Source organism: Shewanella sp. P1-14-1 (assembly GCF_001401775.1).
Lineage (GTDB): Bacteria > Pseudomonadota > Gammaproteobacteria > Enterobacterales > Shewanellaceae > Shewanella > Shewanella japonica.
Window position 1 is genome coordinate 178,917 of record NZ_LKTL01000006.1, and the last position, 16,891, is coordinate 195,807.

12 protein-coding genes are annotated in these 16,891 nt (G+C 40.7%); 8 read left to right on the plus strand and 4 right to left on the minus strand.

The features are described 5' to 3' along the window. Positions 1-42 precede the first annotated feature (42 nt). From recN to barA, 4 genes are all read right to left on the minus strand, one after another. A complete protein-coding gene (recN, locus tag AN944_RS06350) occupies positions 43-1,701 on the minus strand; it encodes a DNA repair protein RecN (protein ID WP_055023760.1) in 1,659 nt (552 codons plus the stop codon). A 140-nt stretch (positions 1,702-1,841) separates the two neighbouring features. Then, complete coding sequence (locus AN944_RS06355) at positions 1,842-2,807, minus strand: AEC family transporter (protein ID WP_055023761.1); 966 nt, start codon at positions 2,805-2,807, stop codon at positions 1,842-1,844. A 183-nt stretch (positions 2,808-2,990) separates the two neighbouring features. Next, positions 2,991-3,602, minus strand: a complete 612-nt coding sequence (locus AN944_RS06360) for a YjaG family protein (protein ID WP_055023762.1) — start codon at positions 3,600-3,602, stop codon at positions 2,991-2,993. Then, positions 3,592-6,423, minus strand: a complete 2,832-nt coding sequence (barA, locus tag AN944_RS06365) for a two-component sensor histidine kinase BarA (protein ID WP_055023763.1) — start codon at positions 6,421-6,423, stop codon at positions 3,592-3,594. Before barA ends, AN944_RS06360 begins: the two co-directional genes overlap by 11 nt. A 101-nt stretch (positions 6,424-6,524) precedes the next feature. Between barA and rlmD the strand changes: the two genes are divergently transcribed. The 8 genes from rlmD (at position 6,525) to ispF (ending at position 16,857) form a co-directional block, all read left to right on the plus strand. After that, a complete protein-coding gene (rlmD, locus tag AN944_RS06370) occupies positions 6,525-7,898 on the plus strand; it encodes a 23S rRNA (uracil(1939)-C(5))-methyltransferase RlmD (protein WP_055023764.1) in 1,374 nt (457 codons plus the stop codon). A gap of 335 nt (positions 7,899-8,233) precedes the next feature. Further along, on the plus strand, positions 8,234-10,441 hold the full coding sequence (gene relA / locus AN944_RS06375) for a GTP diphosphokinase (protein WP_055023765.1): 2,208 nt from the start codon (positions 8,234-8,236) through the stop codon (positions 10,439-10,441). Between the two features lie 211 nt (positions 10,442-10,652). Then, the gene (mazG, locus tag AN944_RS06380) at positions 10,653-11,492 is read left to right on the plus strand and encodes a nucleoside triphosphate pyrophosphohydrolase (protein WP_235530862.1); all 840 of its coding nucleotides are present in this window, start codon (positions 10,653-10,655) and stop codon (positions 11,490-11,492) included. Positions 11,493-12,029: 537 nt separating this feature from the next. Then, entirely contained in the window at positions 12,030-13,667 is a 1,638-nt protein-coding gene (locus AN944_RS06385) for a CTP synthase (RefSeq protein WP_055023767.1), read from the plus strand. Between the two features lie 232 nt (positions 13,668-13,899). Next, positions 13,900-15,201 (plus strand): phosphopyruvate hydratase, encoded by a 1,302-nt coding sequence (gene eno / locus AN944_RS06390; RefSeq protein WP_055023768.1) that lies wholly within the window; start codon positions 13,900-13,902, stop codon positions 15,199-15,201. A gap of 102 nt (positions 15,202-15,303) precedes the next feature. Beyond that, positions 15,304-15,606 (plus strand): cell division protein FtsB, encoded by a 303-nt coding sequence (gene ftsB, locus AN944_RS06395; RefSeq protein ID WP_055023769.1) that lies wholly within the window; start codon positions 15,304-15,306, stop codon positions 15,604-15,606. Positions 15,607-15,609: 3 nt separating this feature from the next. Beyond that, positions 15,610-16,332, plus strand: a complete 723-nt coding sequence (gene ispD / locus AN944_RS06400) for a 2-C-methyl-D-erythritol 4-phosphate cytidylyltransferase (RefSeq protein WP_055023770.1) — start codon at positions 15,610-15,612, stop codon at positions 16,330-16,332. A gap of 45 nt (positions 16,333-16,377) precedes the next feature. Beyond that, entirely contained in the window at positions 16,378-16,857 is a 480-nt protein-coding gene (gene ispF / locus AN944_RS06405) for a 2-C-methyl-D-erythritol 2,4-cyclodiphosphate synthase (protein ID WP_055023771.1), read from the plus strand. The last annotated feature ends 34 nt before the right edge of the window (positions 16,858-16,891 follow it).

Genomic DNA, 16,891 nt, shown 5'->3' on the forward strand with positions numbered 1-16,891 from the left:
TGGTGGGCTTTTTAGTGATTAGTGCGCACTTTACTATCTTAGCTATTGAAGTAGCTCTCGAGCGTTAGCAAGTGTGTTTTCTGTAATAACATCACCAGCTAATAACCTAGCTAATTCACTGATCCTTTGCTCTTTATCAAGGGGTTTCATTTGTGTTTCAGTGCCACCACTTTTACTAAACTTGTTCACCAGCATATGTTGGTGACCATTACCTGCAACTTGAGGTAAATGGGTCACACAGATAACTTGAGTAGATTCCCCTAAACTGCGCAGCATACGTCCTACAACAGCCGCAGTTGGCCCAGAAATACCGACATCGACTTCATCAAATATGAGTGTCGGGGTGGCAACTTTTTTCGCAGTAATAACTTGAATACCTAAACCAATACGTGATAACTCACCACCAGAAGCGACTTTTGCAATCGGTTGAAGGGGTTGCCCTGGGTTAGTGGTCACTTGAAATTCAATTTGATCGCTACCAGTAACAGATTGAATGTCTGGGTTAAAATTGACTTCTATAGAAAACTTACCCTTAGGCATATTCAATTCGTGAATCGAACGAGTGACAAGTTTATTAAGCTCTTTTGCATAGCGAAGTCGGCTTTGGCTGAGTTTTTGAGCGCTTTTAATATAAGCTTGTTTACTGTCGTCAACTTGCTGTTGAATCTCATCTAGTCGGGTTGCATCGTTATTTAGCTCTTTTAATTCTATGGCTAATGCTTGATGGTGTTCAGCTAAATGTTCTGTTTGAACATGATGCTTTCTCGCCAGTTGCATGGCCTTGGAAATTCGTTGTTCCAAAAATGCAAAATGTTCGGGATCTAGCTCTATTTTGCTTAAATAGTCTTGAACTTCACTGGTACTTTCTTGTACCTGAATTAAGGCTTCATTGAGCATGTTTGCAACACTTTGCAATGCTGGATCAAATGATTGTAATTGATCGGCAAAACCTATCACCCGATTTAATGAGGACTCAATATTGTGCTCATCGTCCTCGCTAAGCAATTGAAGCGTTAATTGACAATTTTCAATTAAATCACTGCCGTTAGCCAAGCGTTTGTGTTCTTGCTCTATTTGCTCAAATTCACCTGCCTTTAAAGCAAATTCGTCCAGTTCTTCGACTTGGTATTGTAGAAGTTGTTTGCGGGCAATACGCTCTTGTTGGTTTAACTGTAATTGTTTTAATTCATTTTCAATTAGCTTACAGCGTTGATAGCTTTTACTGACATTGTCGATAAGGATACTGTGGTTGGCATAGCTATCGAGTAAGGTAAGTTGATGCTCACTTTTAAGCATGGCATGGTGAGCGTGCTGCCCATGAATTCCGACAAATAATTGTCCTAGTGCTTTAAGTTGAGTGAGTGGGACAGGGTTACCATTAATGTAGGCTCTAGAGCGACCGTCGGCGCTAATCGTTCGACGTAAAATACATTCTTCATCGACATCAAGATCATTATCTTCAAGCCAGCGTTTAGCATACGGCACATCTTCAAGCGAAAACCGTGCAGAAACTTCAGCTTTGTTTGCCCCTGGGCGAACGGTATTGGCATCGGCTCTATTGCCTAAGCATAGGCCTAGCGCATCGATAGCGATAGATTTACCGGCACCAGTTTCACCTGTGATGCTGGTCATTCCGGCTTTAAAGTCAAGTTCAAGAAAACGTACAATCGCAAAATTATTAATGCTTAATTGGCAAAGCATAATCAATCCCTGTGTAAAGAAACACCAAACCACTGTATTTATGAACAGTCTACACTGTTTTTATATACAGTAAAGTGCTGGTTGCTAATTTTTTTGAGTTGTATTTATGCGGAAGTTTTTAGCAGCAAGAAGTTTAGTATTTAGTTGAGCTGTTCAAGTAATTGTTCAATCAGGGGAAGGCTAATAAAGGTGGCAAGGGTACTAATCAAGATGCATTTAGCGCTCGATAACCCATAGGTTTGATAACGCTGTGCGAGTAAGTAAACACTTGCTGCAGTTGGTAATGCAGCTAAGATGACCCCCATGATAAGTAACTCGTTATCGACATTAAAATAGCGTAGTAAACCATAAGCAATCAATGGCTGAATCACGAGTTTAAGTATATTTAATATGCCCATTTCGATTGTAAGATGGTGAGGTGGTGTTTCAGGCTCTGTACCTCCATGCATTGCTTTAGCGAGAACCATACCAATCGCAAACAGCGCACATGGGCTTGAGGTATTGCCAATTAACCTCATCATCATGCTGATGCTATCAGGAATTGGGATATACAAAGCTGATGCCATGACTCCTAAAGTGCAACCAATAACAATGGGATTACTAATTAACGCATTCAACATAATAAGCACAGGGTGTCGTTTTTGCTTTTTATTGATGGCAAGTTCCATATTGACCATTGCAAAGGCAAACATAATGACAGATAACAAACTCGCAATAGCAGCAGCTGTGATTGCGTGATTGTTATCTGGATAAAGCATCATCATTAGTGGAATACCAATAAATGCGGTATTACCAAAGCTGGTATTTAACCCTCTGATAGCGGCTAGTGCCGGTTGTTTTTTATCTGCGATAGATGAAATGAGCACCGTAATGAAATAGGTCATAACCATTGCAATACCAAAGGCCGCAATAAAGCCCCATTGCATGATCTCATGTATATCGGTTTCGGCTAACGCAATGAATAAAATAGCGGGGAACGCCACGTAATAGACGTATTCGTTTAATGTAAAGTCGGTATCATGAGGAAGCACTTTTAGTTTTTGGACAATAAAGCCTAGCAACATGATGCCAAAGACAGCAATAAGGGGAGTTAAAATGTTGGCCATCATCTTCTCCTTATGTGTGTCTATTGGAAGTCAATGACATTGTTGATTTGACAGTCATTGGGTTGGCGAATAAGTTAATGATGCAAGTGCAACTCTGAGCGCACGAACGAGTGAGCTCAAAGTTTATCTATAGGCTGAATGCCCATAAATCTTGCCAATAAATATTCCTAACAAAAAACTCAGTTACTGAACACTGATCCCAATATTAGAAACACCAGCGTCGACTATTTCTTTACGTAACTCTTTAACGAATTCAGCTGATAATTTAGGGTTAGCTTCAATAATATCCAGTAGCATCCCTTGTAGTTCTTTTTCTTCCTGCATCACAGGATGTGCGAAAACAAACTTTTCTACGACTTCTTCGTTTAATTCATCTTGAAGTTCATCAACACTGATAGCTTCAATGTAGTTGGCTACTGTACTTGAAGATAATTTACTGATGTTGGTAATGTCTTCTTCAATTTTACCCTGAATACCGCCAAGTAAGGTGGTTAACGCGACAGCTGCATCCATTGCTGGGTAAACTCCGTATGCTTCAAAGTTACTTGGCTCAGGGGTGTTGTCTTCTAAGCGTTGTAAATGAATGTCATAGTTAAATTTAAGTTTTTTATCGTATTGAGATTGCCACAATAGCTCTAAGACAGTGCTGAGTGTTTTTGGCTCGCCAAATTCGCAAACTTCAGAAAATAACTGATAATTTGGCAACATGCGTTGGCAAAGTGCGGTAGCAAATAATTGCTTTTGAGGTAAAGACAACGCTTTTAAACGTTTAAAAAAACCGGGTTTATGACTCATTGGGTACATCCGCTGATAACTGTGATATCACTTGATTTGCTGCTGATTCTACCTTAGTTAACTCATCAAGTAACTCAAGTATTTCTGGTTCAAGATCTTCAATGCTGGTTTTGTGCTTTAGCGCAGACTCAATTTCTTGGCAAAGCTTCTGAGTGTTAGGTACACCACAGTAACAACTTGCCCCATGAAGTTTATGCACGGTCTGTAACATGAGTTCGCTATTGACGGTTTTAAGGGCTGTTTCAATGTTAACAACGTTATCAGGCAATGAATCAACTAACATCTGCAGCATTTCGAGGGCTAAATCAGGTTTTTGATTCGTTTGAGCAAGGCATAATTCCCAATTTAAAGTGTGCATATCAAAATGGGTAAACTTAGGTTTATTGATCCAGCGATCAATAACTCCTTTAAGGGCTGCCTCATCAATCGGCTTAGGCAGATAACCGTCCATGCCGCTACCTAAAATTAATTCTCGCTCTTCTGCAATTGCGTGGGCAGTGACGGCAATGATTGGCGTATTGCGGTTTTGTGACTCTTGACGAATCAACTTGGTAGCCGTGATGCCATCAGTGCCAGGCATTTGAATGTCCATAAAGATGACATCGAATACTTGTTGTTTAGCATACTTAATCGCATCATCACCGTTATTCACCGATACCACATTTACCACGAGTTCTTTTAGTAAGGTATCAATTAACTTAAGGTTCGCTAAGTTGTCATCTACGGCCAGAACATTAAGGTTTTTACGTTCATAAACTGTTTCAGGCAATGTTTCAGTTAATAACGCTGTTTGCGTTGGTGGATGTATCAACTGATTCGCTAAATCATAGTCACTGACCGGCATACTCATCAGTATGTCTGTATTAGGTCTTAATCCTTGGTTTAAGATTTCTTGTTGCTCGATACCGTCATGCAATAACACCAAGCAAGCTGTCTTTTCACGAGCAAGTTTTAAGAAGCTGAGTAACTGCTCATTATCTTTAAAGCCATGGCAGCCTAAAAGAATATAATCGTAGTGCACTTTACTCGAAGACAATGTGGTTTCTAAATGTGGTAGTTGTCCCACAGACGTTAAATGCATTCCCCAAGCTTCAAAGCGGCGATTAAAGGTATCACGAGTGAGCTCTCGTGATTCAAACAGTAATAGTGTTTTATCCCGCAAAGACTCTAAGTGTAATACTTCACCGATATGGAATTGACTTAGCTCAAGCGGCAGCATAAACCAGAATGTTGACCCTTTATTAGGCGTAGAGGTAAAACCGATTTGCCCGCCCATTTGATTGATTAAACGTTTGGTAATCACTAAGCCTAATCCTGTACCGCCAAAGCGTCGAGATATAGACGAATCAGCTTGCCCGAAAGCTTGGAATAAATATTCTTGTTGGCCTTCATCGATACCGATACCCGTATCAATCACTTCGCAGCGCAAGGTAATGTTTTCATCTCGCTGGCCAACTAAATGCATTTTTAAAATCACACTGCCTTCATCAGTAAATTTAATCGCATTACCAATTAAATTCGTCATGATTTGACCTACGCGCATTGCATCACCGCTGACACTTTCTGGCACGTTGTCATCAATATCGACAACTAATTCAATGCTTTTTTCATGGGCGCTACCCGCCACGATACTGATGGTGTCGGCAATGGTTTCTCTCAAAGCAAAAGGCATTTTTTCAAGGACCATTTTACCCGCTTCGAGTTTAGAGAAATCAAGAATGTCATTAATGATGCCGAGTAAGTTACTGGCACTTCTTTCAATGGTTCTGATGTAATCAAGCTGGCTAGAGTGCAGGGGCGTTTTAATCAGTTGTCGAGAAAAACCAATGACACCATTAAGCGGAGTACGTAACTCGTGAGACATGTTTGCTAAAAACTCAGATTTTATTCGGCTAGCTTCAAGCGCCCGTTTTTTAGCTAAGTCCAACTCAACGTTTTGAATCTCAATTTGCTCTAAGGTTTCACGTAGATCAGAAGTCGCTTGGTCAATATTTTGCTGCATTTCATCGTGATATTCAGACAAGGAGCTTGCCATGGCATTAATGCCACGTTTCAGTAAATCTAGCTCACCGATAAGTTGTCCCTCAAGGCGAGTATCGAGCTTTCCTTCACGGATTTTTGCGACGACCCGAACCATTTCTGTAATTGGGTAGTTCACATGCTTTACTAATCGAAAGGTGAAAAATAGATTTAACTGCACCCCGATTAATACAATAACAAAAGCCGCTATCGCTGCCCGATGTTGTTCTAATAATGCATTTTCTTTGTTTAATAATATTGAAATGTAGCCCAGTATTTGCTGACCTTCAGCATTATTGATAACGCTAGTTCCTGTCGGAGCAGGAGAGGCTGTTGCAATATAGTTATTGGTTTTGGGCGCAATACCGGTATGGGATAAAATAGGCACACGAATGACCATAGTATCGTCTATGGTTTCATATTGGCTGGCGATTAAATTTCTCAGCGCTAGTGGATATCGCATACTTTCGAAATCTTTATGGTAGTGCGAGGTGACAAACAGTTGGTTGTCGCTATCAAAAATGGCGATAGAGTGAATCAAAGAGGAGTTGTTTAATTGCGATGCGGCTAATAAGCGTTTAGTGGCTTCTCTATCTTCGGTGACAAGACCAAATTCACTTGCAATAGCCAATGGTTCGACAATACTACGGCCTTGGGCGATTAAGGTTTCTTCAAGTTCATAAAAACGGTTTATGGTGAAGTAACTTCCAAGTAGAATACCCACCATCACGGTAGGCGCTAACGCAAGTACAAGCACCCACGAACGGAGGCTGTATTTGGTCATGTTGTTAGCATTATTCATCGTGAAGTAATTATTCCTAAAGACTTTTATCAAATATGTTGTCTAGATTGCCAGAAATAGAGCACTCTTGACCAGTTTTTTATTCCATACCAGAGGCCAAAATGGCGCAATTTTTTAAAGCAAAACCGAACAAAACGAAGCAGTTATCAGCTAAGTTGAGTTTAACGGTAACACAACTTGATCACCTTGGCGCTGGTATAGCACAGCATAATGGTAAGGTCGTGTTTATACCTGGTGCGCTCCCTGGTGAAAAAGTGACGGTACAGCTAACAGAACAAAAGAAAAAATACGCTAAAGCGAAATTAATCGGTATAGACGAAAAAACACCAAATCGTGCCAAAGCAAAATGTCCACATTATCAACAGTGTGGCGGTTGTGATTTACAACACTTAAGCATAGATGCACAACGTCAACATAAACAAGCTGCCTTAACTAATTTAATGAGCAAACTGGCAGTAGATGTCGAAGACGGTATTCTTACTGAGCCTGTCGTCAGTGAAGATTGGCATTATCGCCGAAGAGCAAGGCTAGCTACGCTGTTTAATAAGAAATCAAAAATGCTCGAATTAGGCTTCCGTGCTGCCAATAGCAATAATATTGTGCAAATAAAACAATGTGATGTATTAGCGAAGTCATTATCAAATTTAATTACACCGTTTACCGCATTACTTAATCAACTTCATGCTAAGACAACGTTAGGGCATGTGGAGTTAACTGAAGCAGAAAATGGCGTGTTTGCGGTATTACGCATCACTAAAGCTTTGAAAGAAAGTGATAGTCAGTTACTCATCGAGTTTGCCAAAGCGCAAAAGATTCATTTGCTAACTCAAGATAATGAAGGTCAATTACAGTCTCTGTTTGTGGCAGATGAGCCTCCAGCCGATGTCATTACTGAGAATCATATTAGATTACCTTTTTATCGGTTAGCTGAAGGCCAAGTTCAGTGCCAGTTCAGTCCTGGTAATTTTGTGCAAGTGAATGCGGATATTAATCAAAAGATGGTTGCTCAAGCTATTGAGTGGCTAGCACCTAAAGAAAATGAACGAATTTTAGATTTGTTTTGTGGCGTAGGTAATTTTAGTTTGCCATTGGCGTTACAAGCCGCAGATGTGGTTGGGGTTGAAGGCGTGCCTGAAATGGTGGCTCAAGCCAATCAAAATGCGAAAGAAAACCAATTAAACAATATTCATTTTTACCATGCCGATTTAAGTGCTGATTTATCTGAGGCAAGCTGGTTAGGACAAATTGATAAATTACTTCTCGATCCGGCTCGTGCCGGTGCATATGAAAGCTTGCAATGGTTGTCTAAAATGAAACCTGCAAAAGTGGTCTATGTATCCTGTAACCCAGCGAGTTTAGCGCGCGATAGTCAAGTGTTAATTGAGCAAGGTTATCAATTAAGTAAATTGACTATGTTAGATATGTTTCCACAAACGCATCATATTGAAGCGATGGCATTATTTGAAACTCGCTAAGTTGAACCAGCCAAAGCAAGTCGGCTCATTTTTTGGTTAATGGCTAAAGGTTTTTGGGGAATGTTGCTCACGTAACACTAAATTCATTCTAGATGATTTATTATTGATATTACGTGTCGCCAATACCCAGAACAACTCACTTTTGGCCAAACAATAAGCTGAAATTTGAATTTTACGTAAGAATTTGTAAATTGAGTAATATTAATTTGACATAAAATACTCAACCCTCAAGATGACTATTTTTATCTGTGCAGGGCGAAATGCACTGCGTTAGTTTTGTTGATATTGCTTGTTTCATTGTAAGGGTAAAATAAGTACCGAAAAGGAAGTTTACTATGGTCTCAGTCCGAGAAGCACATTTCAATTCATCAGATTTTAATATCGATGAATGGGTTAAGCGTTATATAGAAAACGCCGAAGAAGCCCAAATGTTGCTGGAACTTATTCAACAGCTCGATGCTTTGCCAACCGCAACGCCAGATGTTCATCGTGGATTACTTGACCGAGCACGAGAGATGGTCGAGATTCTTGCCCCTTTAAACATGGACATCGAAACCCTGCAGGCCTCACTGCTTTTTATCGTTCATGATGAAGGCATATTATCCATTGAGGATATCGAAGAAAAATTTGGTGCAAGTTTAAGTAAACTTGTGGCGAGTGTTGTCACCATGGAAGCCATTGGTGCACTAAAAGTCAGTCAAGATTCTCGTGCAGCCGAACCGCAAATTGATAATATTCGTAAAATGCTATTGGCTATGGTCGAAGATGTTCGTGCTGTAGTAATAAAACTTGCTGAGCGGTTACGTTTACTTCGTGAAGTCAAAAATGGCGATGAAGAAACTCGGGTTTTGATTGCGCGTGAAGTTGCTGATATATATGCCCCTCTTGCCAACCGGTTAGGTATCGGCCAACTCAAATGGGAACTAGAAGACATCTCTTTTAGATACCTGCACCCAGTTGTTTATAAAGATATTGCTAAGCAATTAGACGGTAAACGTGTCGATAGAGAAGTGTTTGTCGATAAGTTTGTTACTCAGCTGCAAGAGCGTTTAGATAAAGATAATATTCGCGCTAAAGTCTACGGTCGTCCAAAGCATATTTACAGTATTTGGCGAAAAATGAAGGGTAAAGATCTTACCTTTGATGAGCTATTTGATGTACGAGCGGTGCGAATTGTCACTGACCGCTTGCAAGACTGTTATGGTGCTTTAGGGGTTGTGCATACCTTGTGGCACCATATTCCGCGAGAGTTCGATGATTATGTCGCAAACCCTAAACCTAATGGCTACCAATCTATTCACACTGTGGTTGTGGGCCCAGAAGGCAAGACCGTTGAAATACAAATCCGCACAGAAACCATGCATCAAGATGCAGAGCTCGGTGTGGCAGCTCACTGGAAGTACAAAGAAGGTACTGCTGGTGGTAAACAAAGTGGCTATGAAGAAAAAATTAACTGGCTACGTAAGATTTTATTGTGGCAAGAGGATGTGGCTGAAACTGGCAACCTTGTCGAAGAAGTGCGCAGTCAGGTTTTCGAAGACCGAGCATATGTATTTACCCCCAATGGTGAGGTAGTCGATTTACCGCTAGGTTCCACGGTACTGGATTTTGCTTACTACATTCACTCCCATGTCGGTCACAAATGTATTGGCGCTAAAGTGGATGGGCGTATTGTGCCGTTTACATACCAAGTTGAGACCGGTGAACGAATTGAAATCATCACCTCAAAACACCCTAACCCAAAACGCGATTGGCTTAACCCTAACTTAGGCTACATTAAGTCATCTCGTTCACGCTCTAAAATTCAGCACTGGTTTAAGCAACAAGACCGTGACAAAAACATGGTTGCAGGTAAAGAATTACTAGAGGCTGAACTAGCAAGAGTGTCGCTGAAACTTAAAGATGCTCAAGTTGCGGTTGAGCGTTTTAACATGAATTCTATGGATGACATGTTAGCGGCGATTGGTGGGGGGGATTTACGTTTAAACCAAGTGGTCAACTTTGTTGAAACTAGCTTGCGTAAAGAGCCGAGTACAGAACAAGAAATTGTCGAAGAAATCATTAAACGCTCCCATACAAAGCCTGCTCGAAAAGGCAAAGGCCAGGTCGAAGTTAATGGGGTAGGCAATTTATTAAGCCACATTGCAAGTTGCTGTAAACCTGTTCCTGGAGATGAAATATTTGGTTATATCACCATGGGGCGCGGCGTATCAGTACATCGTAGTGATTGCTCACAAGTTAAAGAGTTAATGCGTGCTCACCCTGAGCGCAGCGTGGAGGTCGTTTGGGGCGAGAACTATTCAGGTGGTTATCGCATTAAAGTCCAAGTGAGCGCTCACGATAGAAGTGGCTTGTTAAGAGATGTCACAACGGTGCTTGCGGCTGAAAAGTCCAATGTGATGGCGATGAGCTCAACATCGGATGAAAAAAATCAAACTGCTGCAGTCGACCTTGAATTAGAACTGTATAATTTAGATGGCTTATCAAGAATATTAGTTAAGCTTGGTCAGATAGAGGGTGTGATTGAAGCAAGACGGTTATAATCATTCGACTAGTTGAAAGTGATACGTTTTAATTAAGGTGGTAAATCAACTGGTTTACCACCTTTTTCTTTCATAGCTTTAGTTTACTGTTTGTCCCATTTTTAAAACGCGCAAAAGAGTATTTACCATGTCACAAACTCCAGATTCTGCTGAATTAGATGCCCTGTTAGTAAGCCAGCCAAAAAACATTATTCAACCATTGTTAAACATAATGGAAAAACTGCGAGATCCTGAAACGGGATGCCCATGGGATAAACAACAGACATTTGCGAGCATAGTGCCGTTTACGCTTGAAGAGGCTTATGAAGTCGCTGATGCCATTGAGCAAGCCGACTTAACATCATTACCAGATGAGCTAGGCGACTTGTTATTTCAAGTGGTGTTTTACTGTCAATTAGGAAAAGAGCAGGGCTTATTTGATTTTGCCACCGTAGTAGATAAAATTTGCGATAAATTAACCCGCCGACACCCGCATGTATTTCATCAACAAAGCGCTCTAAAGCTAGGTTCAACTAACAGTGCGCCAACTAACACTGTGCCAGCTAACAATGACAAGGCAATAGACAACTCCGAAAAAGTCAAACAGTCTTGGGAGGCGATTAAACAAACAGAGCGTGAACAAAAACAGCAGTTTTCTCTACTTGATGATATTCCAGTATCACTTCCAGCGTTAAATCGCGCGATTAAAATTCAAAAACGAGTTGCAAAAGTCGGCTTTGATTGGCCTGACTTAGCCCCTGTTGTCGCTAAAGTCCATGAAGAAATAGACGAAGTCATGGAAGAGGCGAAACATTTACAAGCTGAGCCAGAAATCTACCAAGCTAAAGTGGTTGATGAAATGGGGGATTTACTTTTTGCTGTAGCCAATATGGCGCGGCATCTAGGTGTTAATCCTGAATCTGCTTTACGACAAGCGAATCAAAAATTTGAGCGTCGATTTAGAGGTGTTGAAAGTTTAGCTGAAAAAAGTACAAAACCCATGAGTGAGCACACACTCGAAGAGCTAGACGCATATTGGGATACCGTTAAGCAAACCGAGCGAAGTAAATAATTGCAGGCTTGATAAGAGCAAGTTGTTTATAGAGATTGAACTTAACAATTTTGAGCTAAACAACGATGAACTTAACGACGATGAGCCCATTATCTAGCATTAATTAAGTCAAAAGTTGAAAGGTAGCGCCAGTCATTATTCATTAAGGTATCAGTCGTTAAAATACTGGGCGTTAAGCAATTAGGCGCTAAGGTACTTGTAACTAAGGTACTTGTAACTAAGGTTCTTGTGGTAAAGATATTGGAATAGATTTTGGTCATAAGTATTTGAAATAAAGTGTGGCATTCACAGCAGAAGCAATGAGTCTTACTTATCGCCGTGTTTAATCGCACCACTAAGAATAGAATCAATTGGTTAAATTACACTTTGTTGCGGGGATAGATGGGTAACTAGCTCGCTAAAACAGTGAGCATAAGTTTTATATCAATTTAATGAGTTTATTGTTTGTTGTTATCAGGCTAATTTGGTAGAATGTCGCCCCGTCCTAGTGCTTTCTTACAAGCACGTATTTTTCAAACTCACATTCTCAGGTTCAGCATGACTACAAGGTATATCTTCGTTACTGGTGGCGTTGTTTCTTCACTAGGTAAAGGCATTGCAGCAGCGTCGCTCGCAGCAATTTTAGAGGCGCGTGGCCTCAATGTAACCATTATGAAACTGGACCCATACATTAACGTTGATCCAGGTACCATGAGCCCGACTCAGCACGGTGAAGTATTCGTGACTGAAGATGGTGCTGAAACTGACTTAGACTTAGGTCATTACGAGCGTTTTATTCGTACCAAAATGAACCGTCGTAACAACTTCACTACTGGTCGTATTTACGAGCAAGTATTACGTAAAGAGCGTCGTGGTGATTATTTAGGCGCAACCATTCAGGTCATACCGCATATTACTAATGCGATTAAAGAGAAAGTACTTGAAGGTGGTGAAGGCCATGATGTTGCTATCGTAGAGATTGGTGGCACTGTGGGTGATATTGAATCATTGCCTTTCTTAGAGTCTATTCGTCAATTAAGTGCAGAGCTAGGACGTGATCGCACTTTATTTATGCATTTAACCTTAGTGCCTTTCTTAGGTGCTGCTGGTGAGATTAAGACTAAACCTACACAGCACTCTGTTAAAGAGTTGCGTTCAATTGGTATTGCGCCAGATGTACTTGTATGTCGTGGTGACCGTGCGATCCCTGTGAATGAAAAAGCAAAGATCTCGCTATTCTGTAATGTAGAAGAAAAAGCCGTTATCTCGCTTAAAGATGTTGACAGTATCTACAAAATCCCAGCGTTACTGCGCTCGCAAGGTCTTGATGAATTAGTTATCAAGCGCTTTGGTATTGATTGTAAAGAAGCAGATTTATCTGAGTGGGAAAATGTAATTTACCAAGAAGCTAACCCAACAGGTGAAATCACTATTGGTATGGTGGGTAAATACATTGAATTACCTGATGCTTACAAGTCAGTCAATGAAGCATTAAAACATGCTGGTCTGAAAAATCGTTTAACCGTTAATATCACATACGTAGATTCACAAACTGTTGAAGCAAAAGGTGCTGAAGTTTTAGAAGGCTTAGACGGTATCTTGGTTCCTGGTGGGTTCGGTGAACGTGGTGTTGAAGGCAAAATTTATGCTGCTAAATACGCCCGTGAAAATAACGTACCTTATTTCGGTATCTGTTTAGGTATGCAAGTGGCATTGATTGAGTTTGCTCGTAACGTTGCGAACCTTGAAAATGCGCATTCAACAGAATTTGATTCTTCAACTGACCACCCAGTTATTGGTTTGATCACTGAGTGGATCAATGAAGAAGGTAATATTGAGAAGCGTCATGAAGAGTCAGATCTAGGTGGCACGATGCGTTTAGGCGCTCAGCTTTGTCATTTACTGGAAGGTTCTAAAGCTGCAGCGGCGTATAATTCGAATACGTGTGTTGAACGTCATCGTCATCGTTTTGAAGTGAACAACAACTACGTTGAGCGATTAGAGAAAGCAGGATTAGTATTCAGTGGTCTTTCATCTGACCGCAAGTTAGTTGAAATGATCGAGCTGCCAAATCACCCTTGGTTTGTTGCGGGTCAATTCCATCCAGAGTTCACCTCGACGCCACGTGATGGCCACCCGCTATTTGAAGGGTTTGTAGCTGCCGCTGCTGCCCATCAAAAAGGTGATGCTAGCTAAATAATGAAAGCCATTGATGCCAACATCAATGGCTTTTTTTTATCCATAGACAATCTTGTGCGCTTTGATAGTTGCTGCGCTAACATAATAGGTCTATGCTATGCTGCGAATTGATTTTAAATTACCAAACTGAAAGTGAAATACCAATAGTGATTCATTATTTAGATTAATGTTACTGATTATTGGTATTGATTTTCTATTTTAATTTTATCTTACATATATCGAGGATATTATGGCTAACATTATTAACGTCATTGGTCGCGAAATCATGGATTCGCGTGGTAACCCAACAGTAGAAGCTGAAGTACATCTTGATGATGGCTCTTTTGGTATGGCTGCTGCACCATCAGGTGCATCTACTGGTTCACGTGAAGCATTAGAATTACGTGACGGCGACAAAGCACGTTACTTAGGTAAAGGTGTCTTAAAAGCAGTTGAAGCGGTAAACGGTCCAATTGCAGATGCACTAAAAGGTAAAGATGCATTGGCTCAAGCTGAACTTGACCAAATCATGATTGACTTAGATGGTACTGAAAATAAAGCTAAATTTGGTGCTAACGCTATTTTAGCTGTGTCTTTAGCTGCGGCTAAAGCTGCTGCAGCATCAAAGAAAGTGCCTTTATACGTTCATATCGCTGATTTAAACGGTACGCCTGGTGTTTACTCTATGCCACTACCAATGATGAACATCATTAATGGTGGTGAGCATGCTGATAACTCAGTAGATATTCAAGAATTTATGATTCAGCCTGTTGGCGCTGCTAATTTCCGTGAAGGTTTACGCATGGGTGCTGAAGTATTCCATAGCCTAGCGAAAGTCTTAAAAGCTGACGGTCATTCAACTGCAGTGGGTGATGAAGGTGGTTTTGCACCTAACCTTCCATCTAATGCATCAGCATTAGCTGCAATTAAAGTCGCTGTAGCGAATGCTGGTTACGAGTTAGGTAAAGACATCACACTAGCGATGGACTGTGCCGCATCTGAGTTTTATGACAAAGAAGCAAATATCTATGACCTTAAAGGTGAAGGTAAAAAGTTCACTTCAGAAGAGTTTAACTACTTCTTACAAGATCTAACGAAAGAATACCCAATTGTTTCAATTGAAGATGGTCTTGACGAGTCTGATTGGGACGGTTTTGCACACCAAACTAAATTGTTAGGTGACAAAATCCAATTAGTTGGTGACGATTTATTCGTGACAAACACTAAAATTTTGAAGCGCGGTATCGACAACGGTATTGCTAACTCAATCTTAATCAAATTTAACCAAATTGGTTCGTTAACTGAAACGTTAGCTGCTATCAAAATGGCTAAAGATGCTGGCTTTACTGTCGTTATTTCTCACCGTAGTGGTGAAACAGAAGATGCAACAATTGCAGACTTAGCTGTTGGTACTGCTGCAGGCCAAATTAAAACGGGCTCATTAAGCCGTAGTGATCGTGTGGCTAAGTACAACCAACTACTTCGTATCGAAGAAGCACTAGGTGAAAAAGCACCTTATAACGGTTTAAAAGAAGTGAAAGGCCAAGCTTAATTTCAAATCTTAGCTAAATCTTAAAAAGGTCACCACTAGGTGGCCTTTTTTGTTGTACTATAGCATTACTATTATTTTTAAATTTCGCCGAAAACCAACTATATGAAACGACTTTTACTATTACTTTTTATCTTAGTAGGCTTGTTGCAGTATCGACTATGGTTAGGCGAGAACAACCTTTCTCAGTATATGAATTTGCAAAAGCAAATTGCCAGCCAACAAGAAAGTAATAATAAACTTATTGCAAGAAACCTCGTGCTTAAAGAAGAGATTATTGATCTTAAAAGTGGCACTGAAGCAATTGAAGAACGTGCTCGCAATGAGCTAGGCATGGTAAAGGAAGGAGAAACTTTCTATCGTGTCGTAGGTAATAACCCTCGTAATAATTCTACCTTTGGTCAGTAAAAAATGATGAAGTCTGTAACATCAGATGTGATTGCCATTGTGCCGGCAGCTGGCATTGGCGCAAGAATGGGCGCCACTATTCCTAAACAGTATTTAGCACTTGGTGAGCAAAGTATTTTAGCCCACACCTTAGATAGCTTAATCGCTCATGCTGATATCAGTGAAGTCATTGTTGCTTTGCATCCTGACGATCGATTCTTTGAGACATTGTCTCAGGCTGAACATCCAAAGATAACAACTGTTATCGGCGGAGATGAACGAGCTGATTCTGTGCTCGCCGCTCTTAGCGCTATCTGTAAAAATGATCACAGCACTCAGCCTAAATGGGCATTGGTTCATGATGCAGCAAGGCCATGTTTAACCCAAACTGATATCGATAAATTACTGTCTTCTCGAGAGCGATTTCCACAAGGCGCTATTTTGGCTATGCCGGTAAGAGATACCATGAAAAGGTGTGAGTCATCGAGTCAGTCAATTGCAGAAACCGTGTGCAGAGATAATTTATGGCATGCATTGACGCCACAGCTATTCCCAGCAGGGCAGTTGCAACAACATCTATCATCAGCACTTGAGCAAAATATTACGATTACAGATGAAGCCAGTGCAATGGAGTGGGCTGGCGTGAACCCAGGCTTGGTCAACGGTAGAGCTGACAATATTAAAGTGACTCACCCTGATGATCTGCAACTTGCAAAGCTATTTTTAGCGCATATCAACAGCAAATAAGCTTGATAAACCTATACGCATAAACATTAACGAAAAGTGATAATGATGAATATACGAATTGGACATGGTTTTGACGTACACAAGTTTGGTGGCGATAAGCCACTTATTTTAGGCGGTGTCACAGTACCTTATGAGACGGGATTAATTGCTCACTCAGATGGTGATGTTGTGCTGCATGCTGTTTCAGATGCGATTTTAGGCGCTATGGCGCTTGGAGATATCGGTAAGCATTTTCCTGACACCGATGCTGAATTTGCAGGGGCTGATAGCCGTGTTTTATTAAGACATTGCTTTAATCTGGCAAAGCAGAAGCAATTTATTGTAGGCAACCTTGATGTCACTATTATTGCTCAAGCGCCTAAAATGCTACCTCATATTGAAGCCATTCGTCAGTGTATTGCGACTGATTTAGAGACGCATGTTGAGAATATTAATGTTAAAGCGACAACGACCGAAAAGTTAGGTTTTACAGGTCGCAAAGAAGGTATAGCCGTTGAGTCAGTTGTATTAATGACACAAAAATAGTTAAACCGTTTTCTTGTAAGTGCCGTTCAACTTA

Bases quoted from the DNA above. Each gene is read 5' to 3' on its own strand.
- recN (WP_055023760.1), bottom strand. From the start codon at position 1,701: ATGCTTTGCCAATTAAGCATTAATAATTTTGCGATTGTACGTTTTCTT.
- AN944_RS06355 (WP_055023761.1), bottom strand. From the start codon at position 2,807: ATGGCCAACATTTTAACTCCCCTTATTGCTGTCTTTGGCATCATGTTG.
- AN944_RS06360 (WP_055023762.1), bottom strand. From the start codon at position 3,602: ATGAGTCATAAACCCGGTTTTTTTAAACGTTTAAAAGCGTTGTCTTTA.
- barA (WP_055023763.1), bottom strand. From the start codon at position 6,423: ATGAATAATGCTAACAACATGACCAAATACAGCCTCCGTTCGTGGGTG.
- rlmD (WP_055023764.1), top strand. From the start codon at position 6,525: ATGGCGCAATTTTTTAAAGCAAAACCGAACAAAACGAAGCAGTTATCA.
- relA (WP_055023765.1), top strand. From the start codon at position 8,234: ATGGTCTCAGTCCGAGAAGCACATTTCAATTCATCAGATTTTAATATC.
- mazG (WP_235530862.1), top strand. From the start codon at position 10,653: ATGGAAAAACTGCGAGATCCTGAAACGGGATGCCCATGGGATAAACAA.
- AN944_RS06385 (WP_055023767.1), top strand. From the start codon at position 12,030: ATGACTACAAGGTATATCTTCGTTACTGGTGGCGTTGTTTCTTCACTA.
- eno (WP_055023768.1), top strand. From the start codon at position 13,900: ATGGCTAACATTATTAACGTCATTGGTCGCGAAATCATGGATTCGCGT.
- ftsB (WP_055023769.1), top strand. From the start codon at position 15,304: ATGAAACGACTTTTACTATTACTTTTTATCTTAGTAGGCTTGTTGCAG.
- ispD (WP_055023770.1), top strand. From the start codon at position 15,610: ATGATGAAGTCTGTAACATCAGATGTGATTGCCATTGTGCCGGCAGCT.
- ispF (WP_055023771.1), top strand. From the start codon at position 16,378: ATGAATATACGAATTGGACATGGTTTTGACGTACACAAGTTTGGTGGC.